At 61.2% G+C, this 15,806-nt stretch carries 17 protein-coding genes; 4 read left to right on the top strand and 13 right to left on the bottom strand.

Translation table 11 applies throughout. The features are described 5' to 3' along the window. Nucleotides 1-19 precede the first annotated feature (19 nt). Both AC1DVN_RS14990 and AC1DVN_RS14985 read left to right on the top strand, forming a co-directional pair. Complete coding sequence (locus AC1DVN_RS14990) at nt 20-1,180, top strand: 3-ketosteroid-9-alpha-monooxygenase, oxygenase component (protein ID WP_003945847.1); 1,161 nt, start codon at nt 20-22, stop codon at nt 1,178-1,180. Nucleotides 1,181-1,182: 2 nt separating this feature from the next. Continuing rightward, nucleotides 1,183-1,554 carry a hypothetical protein gene (locus tag AC1DVN_RS14985; protein WP_007734099.1) on the top strand — a complete coding sequence of 124 codons (372 nt, stop codon included), beginning with the start codon at nt 1,183-1,185 and terminating at the stop codon, nt 1,552-1,554. 72 nt (nt 1,555-1,626) lie between these two features. Here AC1DVN_RS14985 and AC1DVN_RS14980 read toward each other — a convergent pair whose 3' ends face one another. From AC1DVN_RS14980 to AC1DVN_RS14955, 6 genes are all read right to left on the bottom strand, one after another. Beyond that, on the bottom strand, nt 1,627-2,460 hold the full coding sequence (locus AC1DVN_RS14980) for a hypothetical protein (protein WP_020968431.1): 834 nt from the start codon (nt 2,458-2,460) through the stop codon (nt 1,627-1,629). A 194-nt stretch (nt 2,461-2,654) separates the two neighbouring features. Next, nucleotides 2,655-3,281: a TetR/AcrR family transcriptional regulator gene (locus AC1DVN_RS14975; RefSeq protein ID WP_019746903.1), complete on the bottom strand. Its 627-nt coding sequence runs from the start codon at nt 3,279-3,281 to the stop codon at nt 2,655-2,657. A 70-nt stretch (nt 3,282-3,351) separates the two neighbouring features. Continuing rightward, nucleotides 3,352-4,608: an NAD(P)/FAD-dependent oxidoreductase gene (locus tag AC1DVN_RS14970; RefSeq protein WP_477993973.1), complete on the bottom strand. Its 1,257-nt coding sequence runs from the start codon at nt 4,606-4,608 to the stop codon at nt 3,352-3,354. Then, nucleotides 4,608-4,799, bottom strand: coding sequence for a rubredoxin (locus tag AC1DVN_RS14965; protein WP_007734094.1), 192 nt, complete (start codon nt 4,797-4,799; stop codon nt 4,608-4,610). The genes AC1DVN_RS14970 and AC1DVN_RS14965 overlap by 1 nt, the downstream gene beginning before the upstream one ends. Before the next feature lie 30 nt (nt 4,800-4,829). Then, nucleotides 4,830-5,000 (bottom strand): rubredoxin, encoded by a 171-nt coding sequence (locus AC1DVN_RS14960; protein ID WP_042449409.1) that lies wholly within the window; start codon nt 4,998-5,000, stop codon nt 4,830-4,832. Then, nucleotides 4,997-6,172, bottom strand: a complete 1,176-nt coding sequence (locus tag AC1DVN_RS14955) for an alkane 1-monooxygenase (RefSeq protein ID WP_162113959.1) — start codon at nt 6,170-6,172, stop codon at nt 4,997-4,999. The genes AC1DVN_RS14960 and AC1DVN_RS14955 overlap by 4 nt, the downstream gene beginning before the upstream one ends. A gap of 318 nt (nt 6,173-6,490) precedes the next feature. On the opposite strand from AC1DVN_RS14955, the gene AC1DVN_RS14950 reads away from it, so the two are divergent. Then, nucleotides 6,491-7,924: a DUF1254 domain-containing protein gene (locus tag AC1DVN_RS14950; RefSeq protein WP_020968429.1), complete on the top strand. Its 1,434-nt coding sequence runs from the start codon at nt 6,491-6,493 to the stop codon at nt 7,922-7,924. Between the two features lie 82 nt (nt 7,925-8,006). Here the strand turns inward: AC1DVN_RS14950 and AC1DVN_RS14945 are convergent, their stop codons facing one another. Beyond that, nucleotides 8,007-8,513 carry an HIT family protein gene (locus AC1DVN_RS14945; RefSeq protein WP_044480534.1) on the bottom strand — a complete coding sequence of 169 codons (507 nt, stop codon included), beginning with the start codon at nt 8,511-8,513 and terminating at the stop codon, nt 8,007-8,009. Nucleotides 8,514-8,616: 103 nt separating this feature from the next. Between AC1DVN_RS14945 and AC1DVN_RS14940 the strand changes: the two genes are divergently transcribed. Beyond that, nucleotides 8,617-10,224: an FAD-dependent monooxygenase gene (locus AC1DVN_RS14940; protein ID WP_477994012.1), complete on the top strand. Its 1,608-nt coding sequence runs from the start codon at nt 8,617-8,619 to the stop codon at nt 10,222-10,224. Here AC1DVN_RS14940 and AC1DVN_RS14935 read toward each other — a convergent pair. Genes AC1DVN_RS14935 through AC1DVN_RS14910 form a run of 6 tightly spaced genes read right to left on the bottom strand, consistent with a single transcriptional unit; the run spans nt 10,211 to nt 15,790 of the window. Further along, on the bottom strand, nt 10,211-10,699 hold the full coding sequence (locus AC1DVN_RS14935) for a VOC family protein (RefSeq protein WP_020906146.1): 489 nt from the start codon (nt 10,697-10,699) through the stop codon (nt 10,211-10,213). The genes AC1DVN_RS14940 and AC1DVN_RS14935 overlap by 14 nt on opposite strands. After that, a complete protein-coding gene (locus tag AC1DVN_RS14930) occupies nt 10,696-11,448 on the bottom strand; it encodes an SDR family NAD(P)-dependent oxidoreductase (RefSeq protein ID WP_182261267.1) in 753 nt (250 codons plus the stop codon). Before AC1DVN_RS14930 ends, AC1DVN_RS14935 begins: the two co-directional genes overlap by 4 nt. Before the next feature lie 3 nt (nt 11,449-11,451). Continuing rightward, complete coding sequence (gene dmpG / locus AC1DVN_RS14925; RefSeq protein ID WP_020906144.1) at nt 11,452-12,495, bottom strand: 4-hydroxy-2-oxovalerate aldolase; 1,044 nt, start codon at nt 12,493-12,495, stop codon at nt 11,452-11,454. Next, a complete protein-coding gene (locus AC1DVN_RS14920) occupies nt 12,492-13,394 on the bottom strand; it encodes an acetaldehyde dehydrogenase (acetylating) (RefSeq protein ID WP_020906143.1) in 903 nt (300 codons plus the stop codon). The genes dmpG and AC1DVN_RS14920 overlap by 4 nt, the downstream gene beginning before the upstream one ends. Before the next feature lie 8 nt (nt 13,395-13,402). Beyond that, on the bottom strand, nt 13,403-14,188 hold the full coding sequence (locus tag AC1DVN_RS14915) for a 2-keto-4-pentenoate hydratase (RefSeq protein WP_477993972.1): 786 nt from the start codon (nt 14,186-14,188) through the stop codon (nt 13,403-13,405). Between the two features lie 3 nt (nt 14,189-14,191). Beyond that, complete coding sequence (locus AC1DVN_RS14910) at nt 14,192-15,790, bottom strand: FAD-binding protein (protein ID WP_477993971.1); 1,599 nt, start codon at nt 15,788-15,790, stop codon at nt 14,192-14,194. Nucleotides 15,791-15,806 lie beyond the last annotated feature (16 nt).

The raw sequence follows: 15,806 nt of genomic DNA, 5'->3' as shown, positions 1-15,806 counted from the left end.
GAAGGGATGTGAGGTCACAATGGCGCAGATTCGCGAGATCGACGTCGGAACGGTGCAAACTCGTTTCGCCCGCGGTTGGCACTGCCTGGGTCTACTGAAGACCTTCAAGGACGGCAAACCGCACGCGATCGAGGCTTTCGGTACGAAGCTCGTGGTGTTCGCCGACAGCAAGGGCGACATCAAAGTTCTCGACGGATACTGCCGTCACATGGGTGGTGACCTCACACAAGGCGAGGTCAAGGGTGATTCCATCGCCTGCCCCTTCCACGACTGGCGCTGGGGCGGCAACGGAAAGTGCACCGGCATTCCTTATGCCCGCCGCGTGCCTCCGCTCGCACGCACCCGCGCGTGGACGACCCTCGAGCAGAACGGTCAGCTCTTCGTCTGGAACGACCCCGAGGGCAATCCGCCGCCCGAGGAGATCGTGATTCCTCGTATCGAGGGTGCGTACAGCGACGAATGGACCGACTGGACCTGGAACTCCATGGTCATCGAGGGGTCCAACTGCCGCGAGATCATCGACAACGTGGTCGACATGGCGCACTTCTACTACATCCACTACGCCTTCCCGACGTACTTCAAGAACGTCTTCGAAGGTGAGATCGCCACTCAGTACCTCAACACCACCGGCCGTCCCGACATCGGAATGGCCTCCCAGTACGGCGGCGACACGCTTCTTCGCTCCGAAGCTGCGTATTACGGACCGTCGTACATGGTCAATCCCCTGTGGAACAGCTACAGCGGATACGAGGTCGAGAGTGTTCTGATCAACTGCCACTACCCGATCAGCCCGGACTCGTTCGTGCTGCAGTGGGGCGTGACGGTCAAGAAGCCGACGGGTGTCTCCGACGAGATGGCCGACAAGTTGGCCGGCAAGTTCACCGAGGGCATCAGCGAGGGCTTCCTGCAGGACGTCGCGATCTGGAAGAACAAGACCAAGATCGAGAATCCCCTTCTCTGCGAAGAAGACGGCCCCGTCTACCAGCTACGACGCTGGTACGAGCAGTTCTACGTGGACAAGGCCGACGTCACCGAGAAGATGACGCAGCGCTTCGAGTTCGAGGTGGACACCACCAAGGCAAACGAGGCCTGGCACGCCGAGGTCGAGGAAAACCTCGCACGCCAGAAGGCCGAGAAGGAAGCTGCAGCAGAAGCGGCAAAGAAAGAAGCAGAGGTCTAATCGTGAGCGCCTCGATCGGAACCGACGCACGGTGGGCTCGCTGGGCCAAGGCACCGGACTTTGCCGGGCAGACGGAACGGCTCGAGGCGATCGCGGCCCAGACGATCGAGGACAAGCACGAATACCTCGACTCGGGTCTGCAGGAAGTCGACTGCAAGGCATGCGGTGCCTGCGTGCTTGTTCGCAAGAACACGTACAAGCACACCAGTGTTCAGTGGACTTCCGACCCGGCGCTGCGTTGCCACACCTTCAAAGAGGCAATTGCTTCCGGGCAGTCGACGGCGTTGAAGGACGGTTGCCCGAAACTGCACGACAGCATCGCCGACGCAGTAAGGGACGGCACCATCACGGTGCGTGATCCCGAGGTCAGCTGACCTGATTGTGTAGAACGAGGGCCGACCACCACGGGTCGGCCCTCGTTTTACTTTCCAGCGACTGCGCGTCCGTCAGGCAGGCGGTCGCACCTTTCGTGCAGCCACTGCGTAGACGTCGCTCGACGTGGTGAGAGAGTTCTTTCCGCTGGCCGCCGGCAGTCCCCCGCGTAGATTCACCGCCCAGTTGAGCGCACCGAGCGGTCCACATCCGCTGGCTCCCGGCGCCGCAAACACAGCATCCGAATGTGGGACTGCCGGGAACACTGCACCGGGGAACTCACCGATAGGTTCCGACGGAGGGTTTCCGGTTGTGGTCAGGTGAAGGTTGATCGGATTCGAAACCGAACCGATGTAGCAATCGTCACCGAGCAACGGATTAGACAGTTTCAATCGAACAGGCATGGTGAGTTCCTGCTCGAGAACCTTCAGATCCGGGACTCCCACCGATTCCACCGTCGCGCTGATCTGAGTCAGTCCCAGCGGAGTATCGATCCCGAGAGCACCTCCGGGTACCGAAATCGGATTGGAATAGACCCCGTTGGACCCGTCCTGCTTGGCGACGAACGTCTCGATGAAACTGTTGTCCGGCTGGGTCGCGTATTTCACGCCGCCCGCAACCTTGAGACTTCCGTCCGGGATCGGCACCGAAAGCGCGCCCAATTTCATGGTCCCTCCGCGAACTACGACGCTGGCGCACGTCGTCACCTCGAGATCCTCGATCGGGCACGTGCCCCAACCGTCGAAGGTCAACGGATCAACCTCTGCCGCACCGGAGGAACCGAGCGATCCGCTGCCGGAAGACCCTGACGATGATTCGTCGGCGATTGCCACACCTGCACCGGCCATGACAAATGTTGCAACTAGCGCAACTGTCGACATCACTCGAGACTTATTGCGGCTCTTCATCTTCGAAACCCTCCACCGTTGACGGAATCTGACGAGAGCCGCCCACGGGCTGCACCTCGACGCACGTCCGGCACGCTACCGAGAAGCGGGACTTGGATTCACACATATCGGCGAAACTTCCCACCAAAGAACTACGGCGATCAGTCTCGATCGAACTTCCGTCCTAGCTCGGAAACCGTATCGATCCTGTCGGCTCAGTTCGGTTCGACTGTGCCCGAACCGATGACCTGATCGAGGAACGGCCCGAACATCTCCCCCAGGTTCTCGGCGATCTGATCTGGAGTACCGAAGGACAACGTCACGTGACTGATCGCCAGACGCACTATCGTGCTGCCGAACATCTCGGCATGGACGCGGTCGACGTTCGCCCAACTGGTCATGAAGATCTCGGCCAACCTCGCGCTCGCATGTTCGAGCAGTGGAGTTCCGTCGGTGGTGACCAGGCTCAGCAGGTCATGTTGCGGACGAGGACCGACAATACTGACCACCATCGGATCCCGGGCACCGGCGTCGAAGAATGCACGGAAGGCCGCCGAGACCGCACCCCGGGGGTCCGAATGGTGCAGCGCTACTTCGCGTTCCACCTCTTCGAGGAACTCGTCGACGAAACGGATGAGGTATCCGGACGCCAATCCCTGCCGGGACGTGAACTCCTTGTACAACGTCTGCCGGCTCATACCCGCAGCTTCCGCGATATGCGCCATCGTGATGTCGTTCCACGATTTCTCGGTCAAGAGTTCGCGTGTGGCGTCGAGCGCTGACGCACGGAGGAGTTGACGAGCTGCCTCGTGGTACGGGACACGGGCACGAGCGGTGGACATATCGGGAAGATTTCCATCGCCCGTGCTCGGTGTCAAAACGGTGGACACGCAAGCCACAGAAGTCACGAACTCAGAGCACCGGTGAGGCGACAAGACCCGCCGCAAGTTCGGTCAGATCCCTGTTCGAATCGGCGAGTACGTCGACGCTGATGTCCGGGTAGCGTTCGATAAGGGTTCGGACGGCGCGAATGTCCTTCGGCCGGCCCACGCTCACAGCACCGACGATATTTCCATCGCGCATGCAGATCGCAGTGAAGTCATAGGAGTCCAAGTCTCCTCGAACAATCACGGTGTCGTCCGCGCCTGGCCAACCAGCTACTTGAATGTTGCGGCCGAATTGGTTCGACCAACTCCATGGGACGGATTCGAAGGGTTCTTCCTTCCCGACGATGGTCTTGGCAACTGCGACTGCGTGGTCCTGCGCAGTGTTCCAGTGCTCACCACGGTGCATGCCGCCGAGAAAACCGTTGGGCACGTTGGCCACATCGCCGATCGCGTACACATCAATGACGGAGGTCCGGAGGTATCGGTCTACCGAAATCCCGTTGTCCACTCCAATACCAGCAGCAGCAGCCATATCGGTATCGGGCAAGGATCCGATTGCGACGACGGCCAAGTCCGCAGTCCACTCACGCCCGTCACGCGCACGTGCGGTGACACCGTCGACACCTGTCGTCAGCGTCTCGAGGTCGACCCCCGTCTGCAAGGCGACGCCGGCCAAGTTGTGCAGCGCGGCGATCTTCTCCGCTATCGACGGTGGAAGCAGCCTGGACAGGGGCAGCGGTTGCGCTTCGAGAACCTGCACACTGCAACCCAAGTCGCGTGCCGTTGACGCCACCTCCGATCCGATCAAGCCACCGCCGACCACCAGTAGCGAGGATCCTTCGATCAGCTGGGATTGCAAGCGTCGCATGTCTGCGATATCCCGAAGATAGTGAACGCGCTCGGAATCTTCCGCGGTCAACCGTCGGGACCGTCCACCCGTGGCAAGAATCAGAACGTCGTAGTCGACGCCGTCACCGTCGGCTAAATGTATGGTGCGGGAATCTGTGTCGATTCTCGTGACAGTCACGCCGATCCGAAGGTCGATACCCTGCTCGTTCCAGAAAGTCGACGGCCGCAACCGAACCCGATCGATCGACGCTTTCCCGGACAGTAGTTCCTTCGACAGCGCCGGGCGGCGGTACGGCTCCTCAGGTTCGCTGCCGATCAGGATGATGCTGCCGCCGAACCCTTCCTTGCGCAGGGCCTGCGCGGCACCGGAACCGGCGATGCCCGTGCCCACGATCACGACGGTGCGTGTGTCGGGCTCGCTGACCGCTGTCATCAGCGGTCCACCTCCACCATTTCGAAATCGACTTTGGCAGCACCACAATCAGGGCAGGACCAGTCTTCGGGAATCTCGTCCCAGCGAGTGCCCGGCTCGATACCGTCGTCGGGCCAGCCGATCGCTTCGTCGTACTCGAACCCGCACTGGAGGCAGCGGAACAATTTGTAGGCAGTGGCAGTCTCGGACATCGGTTTTCCTTTCGCCTGTGAATAGTTCGATCAGGATTGCGCGACGAGCGTGAAGTCGACCTTCTCGCGGACGCCGCAGTCGGGGCAGCACCAGTCGTCCGGGATACTCGACCACGGCGTACCTGGCGGAAAGCCCTCTCGCGCAGCGCCTGTCGATTCGGTGTACGTGTAGTCGCAGATCGGGCAGATGTAGGCGTTCATGCATTCACCCCGTAGGCCGCGAGGATCTTGGCGCGCTTCTTCGGCGCGATGTTGACCTGGGTGATGTCGCCTCGGTAGTGCTCGAGAACGCGGTGGTCCATCACCTTGCGCCACAGGGGTGGGACTGTTGCGAGCATGATCATGCTGGCGTAGCCGCTCGGGAGCTGAGGGGCCTCTTCCATACTGCGAAGCGCCTGGTAACGACGTGTCGGATTCGCATGATGATCGCTGTGCCGCTGCAGGTGGTAGAGAAAGACGTTGGTGCAGATGCGATCACTGTTCCAGCTGTGTGCCGGCGTGCATCGCTCGTACCGTCCGCTTGCGGTTTTCTGACGCAGGAGTCCGTAGTGCTCGAGGTAGTTGATCGCTTCGAGTAACGAGAACCCGATGAAGGCCTGGATCACGAGGTACGGCGCAATGCCGATCCCGAATACTGCAAGCGCGACACCGAACAGGACTACCGACATGAGCCAGGCGTTGAGCACGTCGTTCTTGATGCTCCAGTGTGTGGTGCCCAGACGCTCGAAACGGGTCTTCTCGAGATGCCAGGCCGACTTCAATCCCCCGCCGACGCTGCGCGGCCAGAAACCGTAGAGGGTCTCACCGAAGCGCGAGGTAGCCGGATCTTCCGGAGTCGACACTCGCACATGGTGGCCACGGTTGTGCTCGAGGTAGAAGTGGCCGTAAGCGCTCTGCGCGAGAACGATTTTGGACAACCAGCGCTCGACGCTCTCCTTCTTGTGCCCGAGTTCATGGGCTGTGTTGATGCCGATTCCGGCCGTCACACCGATCGTCACTGCGAGTCCGATATTGGAGAGAACGCTCAAATCCCAACGTGCCCAGATGTAGCAGGACAGGAAGAAGGCCGTGTACTGCAGCGGCAGATAGGCGTAGGTGCACCACCGGTAGAAGCGGTCGTTCTCGAGTTCGTCGATCACCTCGTCGGGCGGATTCTTCCCGTCCTCACCCGCAAGGATGTCGATGACGGGAATGAGAGCAAAAGCAATCAGTGGGCCGGTCCACCAGAAGACATTCCATCCGGTGGCGGCAACAAGCCCCACTGCGATGAAAGTTGCCGATGACGGAATCAGCGCCAACAGCCACAAGTAGCGTTTCCGGTCTCTCCAAGTTGCGAGCCGACCATCTGGCTCGGTGTACACCAACGCCGCCATCGAATTCTCCAGTTCTCGTTCGGATCAGTGAGTGCGTCCTGCGCGGCAACCCGCGACACGAACAACATCTATGTATAGAGAGTGGACAAATTGCGGTCTTTTGTCAACGATTTTGAAGGTAAAAGTTTTACAAACATGCTGATTTGTACACGCCGGAAGCTCTGGGAGGGCCAGGTGTCGCCTTCGGAATCCCCGGTCGATCCGCTCGCCAGAGCGCAGTTCTCATCCTTGACGGGCGATCCCCCAGCGCTCCAACCGTGATTGTGTGGTCGAAGTCGGCGCGCACTGCCACGCCGCGACCGAGCGAGAGGATCGACGATGGGGCACTACGACGACTTGGCGGACTCGAAGTTCGAGACCGGATTCCCGACTCGCGAGACTTCGATCTCGTTGCGAAACGAGTTGGTGTTCCAACGAGCCGTACAGAGCTATCTGTGGTCATTGCCGGCGATCAACATCTGGGCGATGAAAGAGGGTTCGGAATCGACGTTCGGTGCCGGATACAACGTCCTCCCGATATGGCAAAACCGAATCGATGCAAAGACTCTCGTGACAACCCCGAACTTCGACGTCGTTTATGCCATGGGATATCTCGATCTCGACAAATACGGCCCTTTGGTCGTCGAGGCCCCGGCGGGAGTCCAGGGGATTTTCGACGACTTCTGGCAACGTCCGATCGTCGGCCCCACTATCGAGGGACACACTTGGAAAGGTGATGTCGGCTTGGCGGGGCCCGACGCCGGATCCGGTGCGACATACGTGCTGCTGCCACCCGGGTACTCCGGGCCGGAACCGGCCGAGGGATACATCTACCGCTCACGCACGAACAACGTATTCCTTTTCTGGCGTGCGTTCTTCGCCGATCCCGCCGATTTGTCTCCCGCTGTCAACCGGATCGAGAGCACCGTCATATATCCCCTCGGACAGAAGGACGGCGCGTTACCCATGCAGTTCCCTCGCGCTTCAGGGGTGGAATGCAACATGCTCTTTCCACAGGACGGCACCTACTTCGAGATGCTCGACAGGTTCATCCAGAGTGAGGCCGTGGACCCCTATGACCTTGACCTGCGCGGCTTTCTCCACACACTCGGAATCGAAAAGGGAAAAGCATTCGATCCCACTCCTGACGACCGAGAACTTCTCGACAAGGCCGCTCGCACAGCGTTCAAGATGTCCAAGGTGACAGTGACCAGCTTGCTGGCACTCGAACCGGGGGGCACTTACTATCCAAATCAACCGTGGGTCAACACTTTTGCCGGTGAGAATACCGAGTTCCAATCGAGCGGGACATTCACGAATCTCGAGCAGCGCGGTGCGTTCTTCACTGCGGCGTACTCCAATTCACCTGGCATGGTCGTGAACATCGTCGACAAGGGCGCAAAGTACCCGGCGACCATGAAAGATTCCGAAGGAAACTGGTTGGACGGGGGGAACTCGTACTCACTTCATCTACCTCCGGACTTGCCCGCGGCGCTTTTCTGGTCAGTTGCTCTCTACGACAGCGTCACCGCGTCCGGCCTCGACAACGGACAACCCTTCCCCTCGGTCAACACGATGGACAAACCAACGATCAACCCCGACGGGTCACACGACATCTACTTCGGGCCGACCAAGCCGAACGCTGCAGACGAGACGAACTGGCTCCGAACACTGCCGGGAAAGGGCTACTTCGTGATCCTTCGTCTCTACGGCCCTGGCAAGCCATTCTTCGACCAGACATGGACGCCAGGTGATCTCGAGCCGATACGCTGACGCCTACGCGGAAATGGCCATTTCGCGAATTCACTACCCGGTTCCTCCGCCTGCCCCAGCACTCGGCCGAGCGCGTATTGGCTCAGCATTCAGAAAATCGAGCGCGCAGCAGTGCGCCGTAAGGCGCTCGCGCTTGGGGTGAAACGTATGCAGCCTCGCCATGCCGGGAGTACAGGCGATCGTCCTCGTAGCGCGGAAATACGTGGACGTGGTGGTGCCAGACGTCCTGGTTGCCCGCCGGTTCGTTGTGCTGCCTGGTCGAGACACCGTCACAGCCGTATTCTTCACGAATTGCAACAGCCACAGCCTGAACCAGGTCGAACACCGAGTGCCCGACGCTCGTGGGCAAAGTGTAGAGATTCTCGAAGTGTTCGATCGGTGACACAAGTACGTGGCCAGGGTTGCCCGGCCACCACTTCGGGGATATCCGAGCAATTACGTTGTCGGTTCGGGCGACGAGGTCGGTCGACGCGTTGTACTCGTCGAACTCACCGAGCGCGTAGCGACAGAACGGGCAGCGGTACCCCGGCGGCTCATGATGCAACTCGTCTGCCCTCACCTCGCGATCTTCCCACGATCTTCGATCCATGCAGGAAACCCCCAAAATGTCCGATTAGGGTCAATTTCCCCAAAACAGAAGTTCGCTTACCCATACTGAAATGACCGACTGTCCCCGACGTGAGTGGGTCCTCATGGATACCGACGTATTGGTAGCGGGCGCCGGCCCGATCGGTTTGACCACCGCGATCGAGCTGCGCAGACGCGGCATCTCCTGTCGAATAGTCGACCCCCTCGACGAACCGCGGCAATACGCGAAAGCCGTCGGGATTCAGCCACGCACTCTCGAACTTTTCGAGAACATGGGGGTGCTCCGCCATGCACTCGACGCCTCGACACTGATGCGCGGTCAGATCATGTACACGAACGGCGTCGAGGTCGCCCGCGTCGACCTCACCCTCCCCGAGGACGTTCCTTACTGGTTCCTCTGCCTCCCCCAGTACTCGACGGAGCGCATCCTCACCGAGCGACTCGCCGAGCTGGGGACAACCGTCGAACGCGGAGTCGGTCTCACCGCATTCGAACAATCCGACGGCGCCGTCACCTGCACACTCAGCGACGGCAGCACCGTGAATGTCCAGTATCTGGTGGGTTCCGACGGCGCTCACAGCGTGGTCCGCAAAGGGCTTGGCCTGAGCTTCGAGGGCGGCGCGTTTGCGGAAAGCTACATGCTCGGTGACGTCGAAGTCGACTGGTCGATCCCCAGCGGCTACTCCGTCCGCGCCAACCACACCACCGACGACGGAACCACCGACGACCTACTCGTCTGCATCCCACTTCCCGGACACAAGCGGTACCGCATGTCGATGCTCGTTCCGGACGATTTGATGCCGGACGAATCGTCGAACAAAGCCTCTGTACAACACGGTTTTTCAACCGGCAAGACACCTGAACTCCATCACATCCAGGCTGTGCTCGACAGACTGTCCCCAGAACCGACAACCGCCTCGATGCTGCGATGGTCCTCGGTCTTCCGCATCAGCCACCGCATCGTCGACGCTTACGGTCGCGGACGGGTTTTTGTCGCCGGCGACGCCGCGCACATCCATCCCCCGACTGGCGCGCAGGGCATGAACACCGGCATCCAGGACGCCCACAACCTCGCATGGAAGGTAGCGCTCGCCGTCAAAGGCGTTGCAACAGCAGATCTTCTCGAGACCTACGACGCCGAAAGACGTCCGGTCGGTGAAGAAGTCGTCGGCATGACCGTCCGAAATGCTCGAGAAGGAATCGGTTCGGGAGAGTCCTCGATCGACACGGCAATGCGGCGCCAGGCTCAATTGTTGATCGACTACTCGGAGAGTCCGCTGAACACCGGGCGTGATTCTTCGAGTCCACACGTTCAACCGGGCGAGCGTGCACCCGATGCCCGCGGAATACGCCGAGACGGTGTGCAGTATCCAATTCGGTTGTTCGACTTGCTGTCCGGAGTCGACCACACGTTGCTGCTGACTTCGGACGGATCCGCAGAGAGCATCAACAGCCTCGAGAAGGTCGCCGACGCCGCCATTCGATCAGCGCACCGCATGTTGGACGTCTACGCGATAGTGCCACCGGGAACCGTGACCGTCGATTCGTTGGTGCCGATCATCGAGGACAACGACTCGCAGCTATGCGCCGCGTATGGGGTCGAAGGTACGGCGGCGCTGGTCATTCGCCCCGACGGCTACCTCGGATTCCGCGGTCACCCGGAGAACGTTTCCGACTACTTCGCGAAAGTATTTGCCGTCAATCCGGAATGAGCGAAGCGAACATCAACCGGATCTCGGGTGAGAGCTTCATCAACTCGACGTATCCACCCAATGGCCCGGCATCGAGGTAGGAGAACTCCATGCCGGCGCCCTCTACCCGACCTTGTTGCACCACCGACATTCCGCGACGCTCGGCCTCGAGCAACGTCGCCTCGTAATCGTCTGGAACCCAAGCCATGTGATGAACTCCGACGCCGTGAGTCTCCAGGAACTCCGTGTACAGGTTGCGTCCGGACACTGGTTGGATCAGCTCGAGCTGTTGGCTGCCCGCATATCCGATCGACACGTGCACGACATAGTCCGCGGGCTCCCCGCGATACGTTGTGGTCTCGGGGCCAAAGACGATGCCTGGCATACGCAGCCACCGCTCCACTCCCCACTGCCGAGTGAACTCCTGTTCGGCAGCCTCGATGTCCTCGACCACCCAGCAGATCTGGAAGATCGGTCCCGAGACCAACGGGTTCATGCCATTTTTCCGTTGTCGACCGAGTAAACGGCCCCGTGTATCGCCGAGGCGTCGTCGGAGGCCACGAAAGCCACCATCTTCGCAACGTCCTCGGCTTCCATCAAGCCACGCGGCGACGCAACCTTCATGACGAGATCGAAGTCGACTCCGTCGGGGAAGGTGAATCCGGTGACTTGAGGGGTCATCATGCCGCCGGGGCAGATTGCGTTGACACGCAGAGATTTTCCGGTGAACTCCATCGCCATCGCTCGGGTCAGTCCGATGAGTCCGTGCTTGGCAGCGCAGTATCCAGCCGAGTACGCCTGCCCTTCCAGCCCCGCGATCGAGGAGACGTTGACGATGTTGCCGCCCCGTTCCAGCAAGTGCGGCAGTGCTGCTCGGGAAAGGAAGAACGGTCCGTTCAGATTGACCGCAAGGTCATGTGCCCATTCGGAATCCGCAATATCCGCCGTATGACGAAGCGAGTGCGATCCCGCCACGTTGACGAGGATGTCGATACCACCGAGCGCGTCGACACAGGCTTGCACGGCCGCATCACACTGAGCAGAATCCGAGACGTCCGTCGCTGCGTAACGACGCTCACCGTCCGTGCCGGCCACCTCGACCATCGACTGCCGCAGCTTTTCCTTGTCACGGGCGATACCGAAAACCTGTGCGCCCCTGCTGTGGAGTATCTCGGTGACGGCGCGCCCCAGCCCTGAGGACGCGCCGGTCACCAAGGCCACTTTCCCGGCCAGTACGTCTGCCATGGGCTAGGAAGCCGCTGCTTCGCGCTGGAGTTCCAGCGCGATGTCGATCAACTGATCTTCCTGGCCGCCGACCAACTTGCGCTTGCCTGCGCGCACCAACAGTTCCGCGGACGACACTCCGTACCGCTCGGCCTGACGCTCGGCATGCTTGAGGAAGCTCGAGTACACGCCGGCGTAGCCCATCATCAGCGCTTGACGATCGAGCAGGCATTCCTGCGGCATTGCCGGGCGCACAACATCTTCGGCTGCATCGGCGATGGCGAAGAAGTCGATACCGGTCTTGACGCCGATCTTGTCGCAAACACCGACGAAGGCCTCGACCGGGGCGTTGCCGGCGCCGGCACCGAACCGACGGGTACTACCGTCGATCTGCTTGGCTCCCGCACGAACTGCCGCAATGGAATTGGCGACGCCCAGGCCCAGGTTCTCGTGGCCGTGGAAGCCGACCTGAGCGTCATTGCCGAGTTCCTGAACCAGCGCCTCGACGCGATCGGATACCTGCTCGAGTACCAGCGCGCCGGCCGAGTCGACCACGTACACACACTGGCAACCCGCGTCGGCCATGATGCGAGCCTGCTTGGCCAGCTTCTCCGGCGGAATCGAGTGAGCCATCATGAGGAATCCGACTGTTTCGAGTCCGCGCTCACGCGCGAGGCCGAAATGCTGGATGGATACGTCGGCCTCGGTGCAGTGAGTTGCGATGCGGCAGATGGACGCACCGTTGTCCTGCGCGATGACGATGTCGTCCTTGATGCCCAACCCGGGCAGCATCAGGAAGGCGATCTTCGCGTTGGTCGCCGTCTCGACTGCAGCTTTGATCAGTTCCTGCTCGGGAGTCTTCGAGAAGCCGTAGTTGAAGGAGGACCCGCCGAGGCCGTCGCCGTGAGTGACCTCGATGACCGGCACTCCGGCTCCGTCGAGCGCACCGACGATGGCTCGTACTTCTTCGACGGTGAACTGATGACGCTTGTGGTGGGAGCCGTCGCGCAGTGACGTGTCGGTGACGCGGATGTCCCAGCTCGAATCGAAATGAATCATGTCGCTCATGCCTTCACACTCAGAAGCTTCTGGGCGATTTCCTCGCCCACCTTGGTGGCTGCTGCCGTCATGATGTCGAGGTTGCCCGCGTACGGCGGCAGGAAATCGCCTGCACCTTCGACCTCGACGAACGTGGTGACCGTTGCATAGCCACCGGAAACGACGCTCGGTTTGTCGAACTGCGGTTCGTTGAGCAACCGGTAGCCGGGCACGTACTGCTGGATGTCCTTGACGACACGGTGAATGGAGTCGGTGATCGCGGCCTGATCGGCATCTTCGGGGATAGCGCAGAAGATGGTGTCGCGCATGATCATCGGCGGGTCTGCGGGGTTGAGGATGATGATCGCCTTACCGCGCTGTGCGCCGCCGATGGTCTCGATACCGCGGCTGGTGGTCTTGGTGAACTCGTCGATGTTCGCGCGAGTTCCCGGGCCGGCGGACAACGATGCAACGGAGGCGACGATCTCGGCGTACGCCACGTCGACGACACGCGATACCGCGTAGACGATCGGAATGGTTGCCTGCCCACCGCAGGTGATCATGTTGACGTTGGGTGCGTCCAGGTGTTCACGCAGGTTCGCGGGCGGAACCACAGCCGGGCCGACCGCGGCCGGAGTCAGGTCGATGGCACGGATACCGGCGGCCTCGTAGCGTGGTGCTGCCTCGCGGTGCACGTATGCCGACGTCGCCTCGAAGACCAGGTCAGGTTTCTCCGCCTGGCTGAGCAACCAGTCGACGCCCTCGGCGGAGGTCTCGAGTCCCATCTTGCGGGCGCGCGCCAATCCTTCACTCTCGGGATCGATTCCGATCATCCATCGCGGTTCGAGCCACTCGGAACGCTGCAGTTTGTACAACAGGTCGGTACTGATGTTTCCCGATCCGACGATCGCCACACTTGCCTTGGTCATGACTACTCCTACGTGAACTGAAGAGAGACGGAACCGAGGCCGCTGAACTCGGCTCGGAAGTTGTCGCCTGGATGAGCGTCGATCGCTCGCGTGCACGAACCCGGCAGAACGATGTCGCCGGCCTTGAGCCGAACTCCGAACGTGTCGACCTTCTGCGCCAACCACGCGACAGCGGTGACCGGGTTACCGAGAACCGCATCGCTGCGCCCCTCCGCAATCCGCTCGCCGTTGCAGGTCAGCACCGCATCGATCGCCTTGATGTCGATGTCCGACGGGCGAACTCGTTCCTTGCCGAGAATGAACCCGGCGGATGAGGCGTTGTCCGCGATGGTGTCCGAGAGGCCGATCTTCCAGTCCTTGATCCGGCTGTCGATCAACTCGATGGACGGCGCATAGGCGACAGTGGCGTCGATGACGTCTTGTTCGGTGCACCCCGCGCCCGGCAGATCTGCTCCCAGAATGAAGGCGACCTCCACCTCGACGCGGGGGAAGCAGAAGCGTGACGTGTCGACCGGACGGTCCTCGAACTCTTCCATCTCGGCGAGCAGGTGACCGTAATCTGGCTCGTCGACGCCCATCATCTGCTGCATCGCCAGTGACGAGAGTCCGACCTTGTGTCCGACCACCTTTGCGCCACCGGCAACGCGACGCCTGATGTTGATGAGCTGGATCTCGTAGGCGTCGACGACGTCGATGTCCGGATACGTGGCGATCAGCGGGCTGATCGGAGAGCGATCCCGTTCCGCCGAATCAAGATGGTCGGCAAGTTCGCCGCGGATCTGCGTCGAGAGCATCGTTCAGGCCTTTCCGACTGTGGAGAATGTGGCTGCATGCTGTCCGGCTCGTCGTCCGGAGAACACGCAGTCGGCGAGGGACAAGCCGCTCACATACGAGTTGGAACAGATACCGACGGCGGTACGGCCGGCGGCATACAGGCCAGGGATACCCTCCCCGGCCTCGTTTTTCACCATGCCGGACGATTCGTCGACCACCAATCCACCGAGCGTGAGCATCGGGCACGGATTCATCATGTTGGGCTTGATCGAGACGTCGTACATCGTGAACGGCGCAGACAGTATCGGCCTGACGAAGTCCGACGGTTTGCCCATCGGATCAGGTTGTCCGGCAGCGGCAGCGGAGTTGTGCGCGTCGACGGTGGCTTGAAGGCCGGCGACGTCTATCCCCGCTTTACGGGCGACCTCGGCAATGGTGTTGCCACGCACTGCGGTACGCATCATGCCGGTGGTCTGTACCCGCTGGAACCACATCGACTGGTCACTGATCTGCGATTTCGCTTCGCGAACGAGTTCGGAATCTGCCAGCAGCCAACCGATTCCGTTGCTCTTCTCTGCCATCGCCTGACCGAGAGCGGCACCGTAACGTGACTCGTCGACGATTCGCGCACCGGATTCACCCACCAGGATGGAACCGAGAAAAGCACTCGGCGGGACGATGAATCGCCAGGCGGAAACATTGCCGAGCTTGTCGGTGGCTCCCCCGGCTTCGATACCGAGGTTGATGCCTTTGCCGTCGTCCCCGGAGGTGCCGAGCGGGATACCGCCCTTGTAGGCGGGGGCATGGGTGCGCATCATCTCGCGATTGGACACGAAGCCGCCGGCGCTGAGGATCACGCCGCCGCGTGCCTGGATGCGAATCCGCTTGGCGTGCTTCTTCTCGATCTTCGCGATGAGTGCGTCGAGAATCGTGCGCAACTGCGGCGCGTAGACGCCGGGCTTGGAGGACAGAGATCCGAGCGTCGCGTGACGCCGACGAACTCCGGCAGGTGCGTCACGAAGCGTCAGTGCTTCGACGCCGATCACCCGGCCGTCCTCGATGATCAGCCGGTCCGCTCTCGTCTGGCCGAGCAACTGGACGCCCTTGGCCTCCGCGGACTTCGCGAGAGGGGCGTAGAGCATCTTTCCCGACGTGCCACGCCCCTTGGCGCGATGGCCGCGCGGAGCAGGTTTTGCGATGTCACGGAACCCGCCGGCAGATTCGCTGCCCGAGAAGTAGAGGTAGTGCTTGTTGCTCGGGTACGACGTCTTGTACGGACAGAGTGAGGCCTCGAACGGCACGCCGTGACTGCGCAGCCAGTCGATCGACGCCGGGCTCTCGTCGACGAACCGGCGCAGAGTCTGCGGCGTCACCGCGTCACCGACCTCGCGGTTCAGGTAGGCGAGCATGGCTTCGGGACTGTCCTCGACACCGGCTTCCTTTTGAATCACGGTGCCGCCGCCGGCGTAGTAGATTCCTCCGGAAATCGTGCTGGCACCACCACCGAGTGCTCGGTCGATCGCCAAAACCGACGAACCGGCCGCTACCGCTTCGAGCGCCGCACTGGCGCCCGCCACACCGAACCCGACCACAAGGACGTCAACCGAAGTATCCCAGGTCACACCGCACCATCCTCAA

The organism is Rhodococcus sp. P4_E4, assembly GCF_056401575.1.
This window is presented reverse-complemented; position numbering and strand designations above follow the sequence as displayed.

What these genes read in the sequence shown, in the direction of transcription:
- AC1DVN_RS14930 (WP_182261267.1), bottom strand. Translation starts at nt 11,448, where the DNA reads ATGGCAGACGTACTGGCCGGGAAAGTGGCCTTGGTGACCGGCGCGTCC.
- AC1DVN_RS14920 (WP_020906143.1), bottom strand. Translation starts at nt 13,394, where the DNA reads ATGACCAAGGCAAGTGTGGCGATCGTCGGATCGGGAAACATCAGTACC.
- AC1DVN_RS14945 (WP_044480534.1), bottom strand. Translation starts at nt 8,513, where the DNA reads ATGGATCGAAGATCGTGGGAAGATCGCGAGGTGAGGGCAGACGAGTTG.
- AC1DVN_RS14935 (WP_020906146.1), bottom strand. Translation starts at nt 10,699, where the DNA reads ATGAACCCGTTGGTCTCGGGACCGATCTTCCAGATCTGCTGGGTGGTC.
- dmpG (WP_020906144.1), bottom strand. Translation starts at nt 12,495, where the DNA reads ATGAGCGACATGATTCATTTCGATTCGAGCTGGGACATCCGCGTCACC.
- AC1DVN_RS14960 (WP_042449409.1), bottom strand. Translation starts at nt 5,000, where the DNA reads ATGAACGCCTACATCTGCCCGATCTGCGACTACACGTACACCGAATCG.
- AC1DVN_RS14950 (WP_020968429.1), top strand. Translation starts at nt 6,491, where the DNA reads ATGGGGCACTACGACGACTTGGCGGACTCGAAGTTCGAGACCGGATTC.
- AC1DVN_RS14965 (WP_007734094.1), bottom strand. Translation starts at nt 4,799, where the DNA reads ATGTCCGAGACTGCCACTGCCTACAAATTGTTCCGCTGCCTCCAGTGC.
- AC1DVN_RS14990 (WP_003945847.1), top strand. Translation starts at nt 20, where the DNA reads ATGGCGCAGATTCGCGAGATCGACGTCGGAACGGTGCAAACTCGTTTC.
- AC1DVN_RS14955 (WP_162113959.1), bottom strand. Translation starts at nt 6,172, where the DNA reads ATGGCGGCGTTGGTGTACACCGAGCCAGATGGTCGGCTCGCAACTTGG.
- AC1DVN_RS14975 (WP_019746903.1), bottom strand. Translation starts at nt 3,281, where the DNA reads ATGTCCACCGCTCGTGCCCGTGTCCCGTACCACGAGGCAGCTCGTCAA.
- AC1DVN_RS14940 (WP_477994012.1), top strand. Translation starts at nt 8,617, where the DNA reads ATGGATACCGACGTATTGGTAGCGGGCGCCGGCCCGATCGGTTTGACC.
- AC1DVN_RS14980 (WP_020968431.1), bottom strand. Translation starts at nt 2,460, where the DNA reads ATGAAGAGCCGCAATAAGTCTCGAGTGATGTCGACAGTTGCGCTAGTT.
- AC1DVN_RS14915 (WP_477993972.1), bottom strand. Translation starts at nt 14,188, where the DNA reads ATGCTCTCGACGCAGATCCGCGGCGAACTTGCCGACCATCTTGATTCG.
- AC1DVN_RS14970 (WP_477993973.1), bottom strand. Translation starts at nt 4,608, where the DNA reads ATGACAGCGGTCAGCGAGCCCGACACACGCACCGTCGTGATCGTGGGC.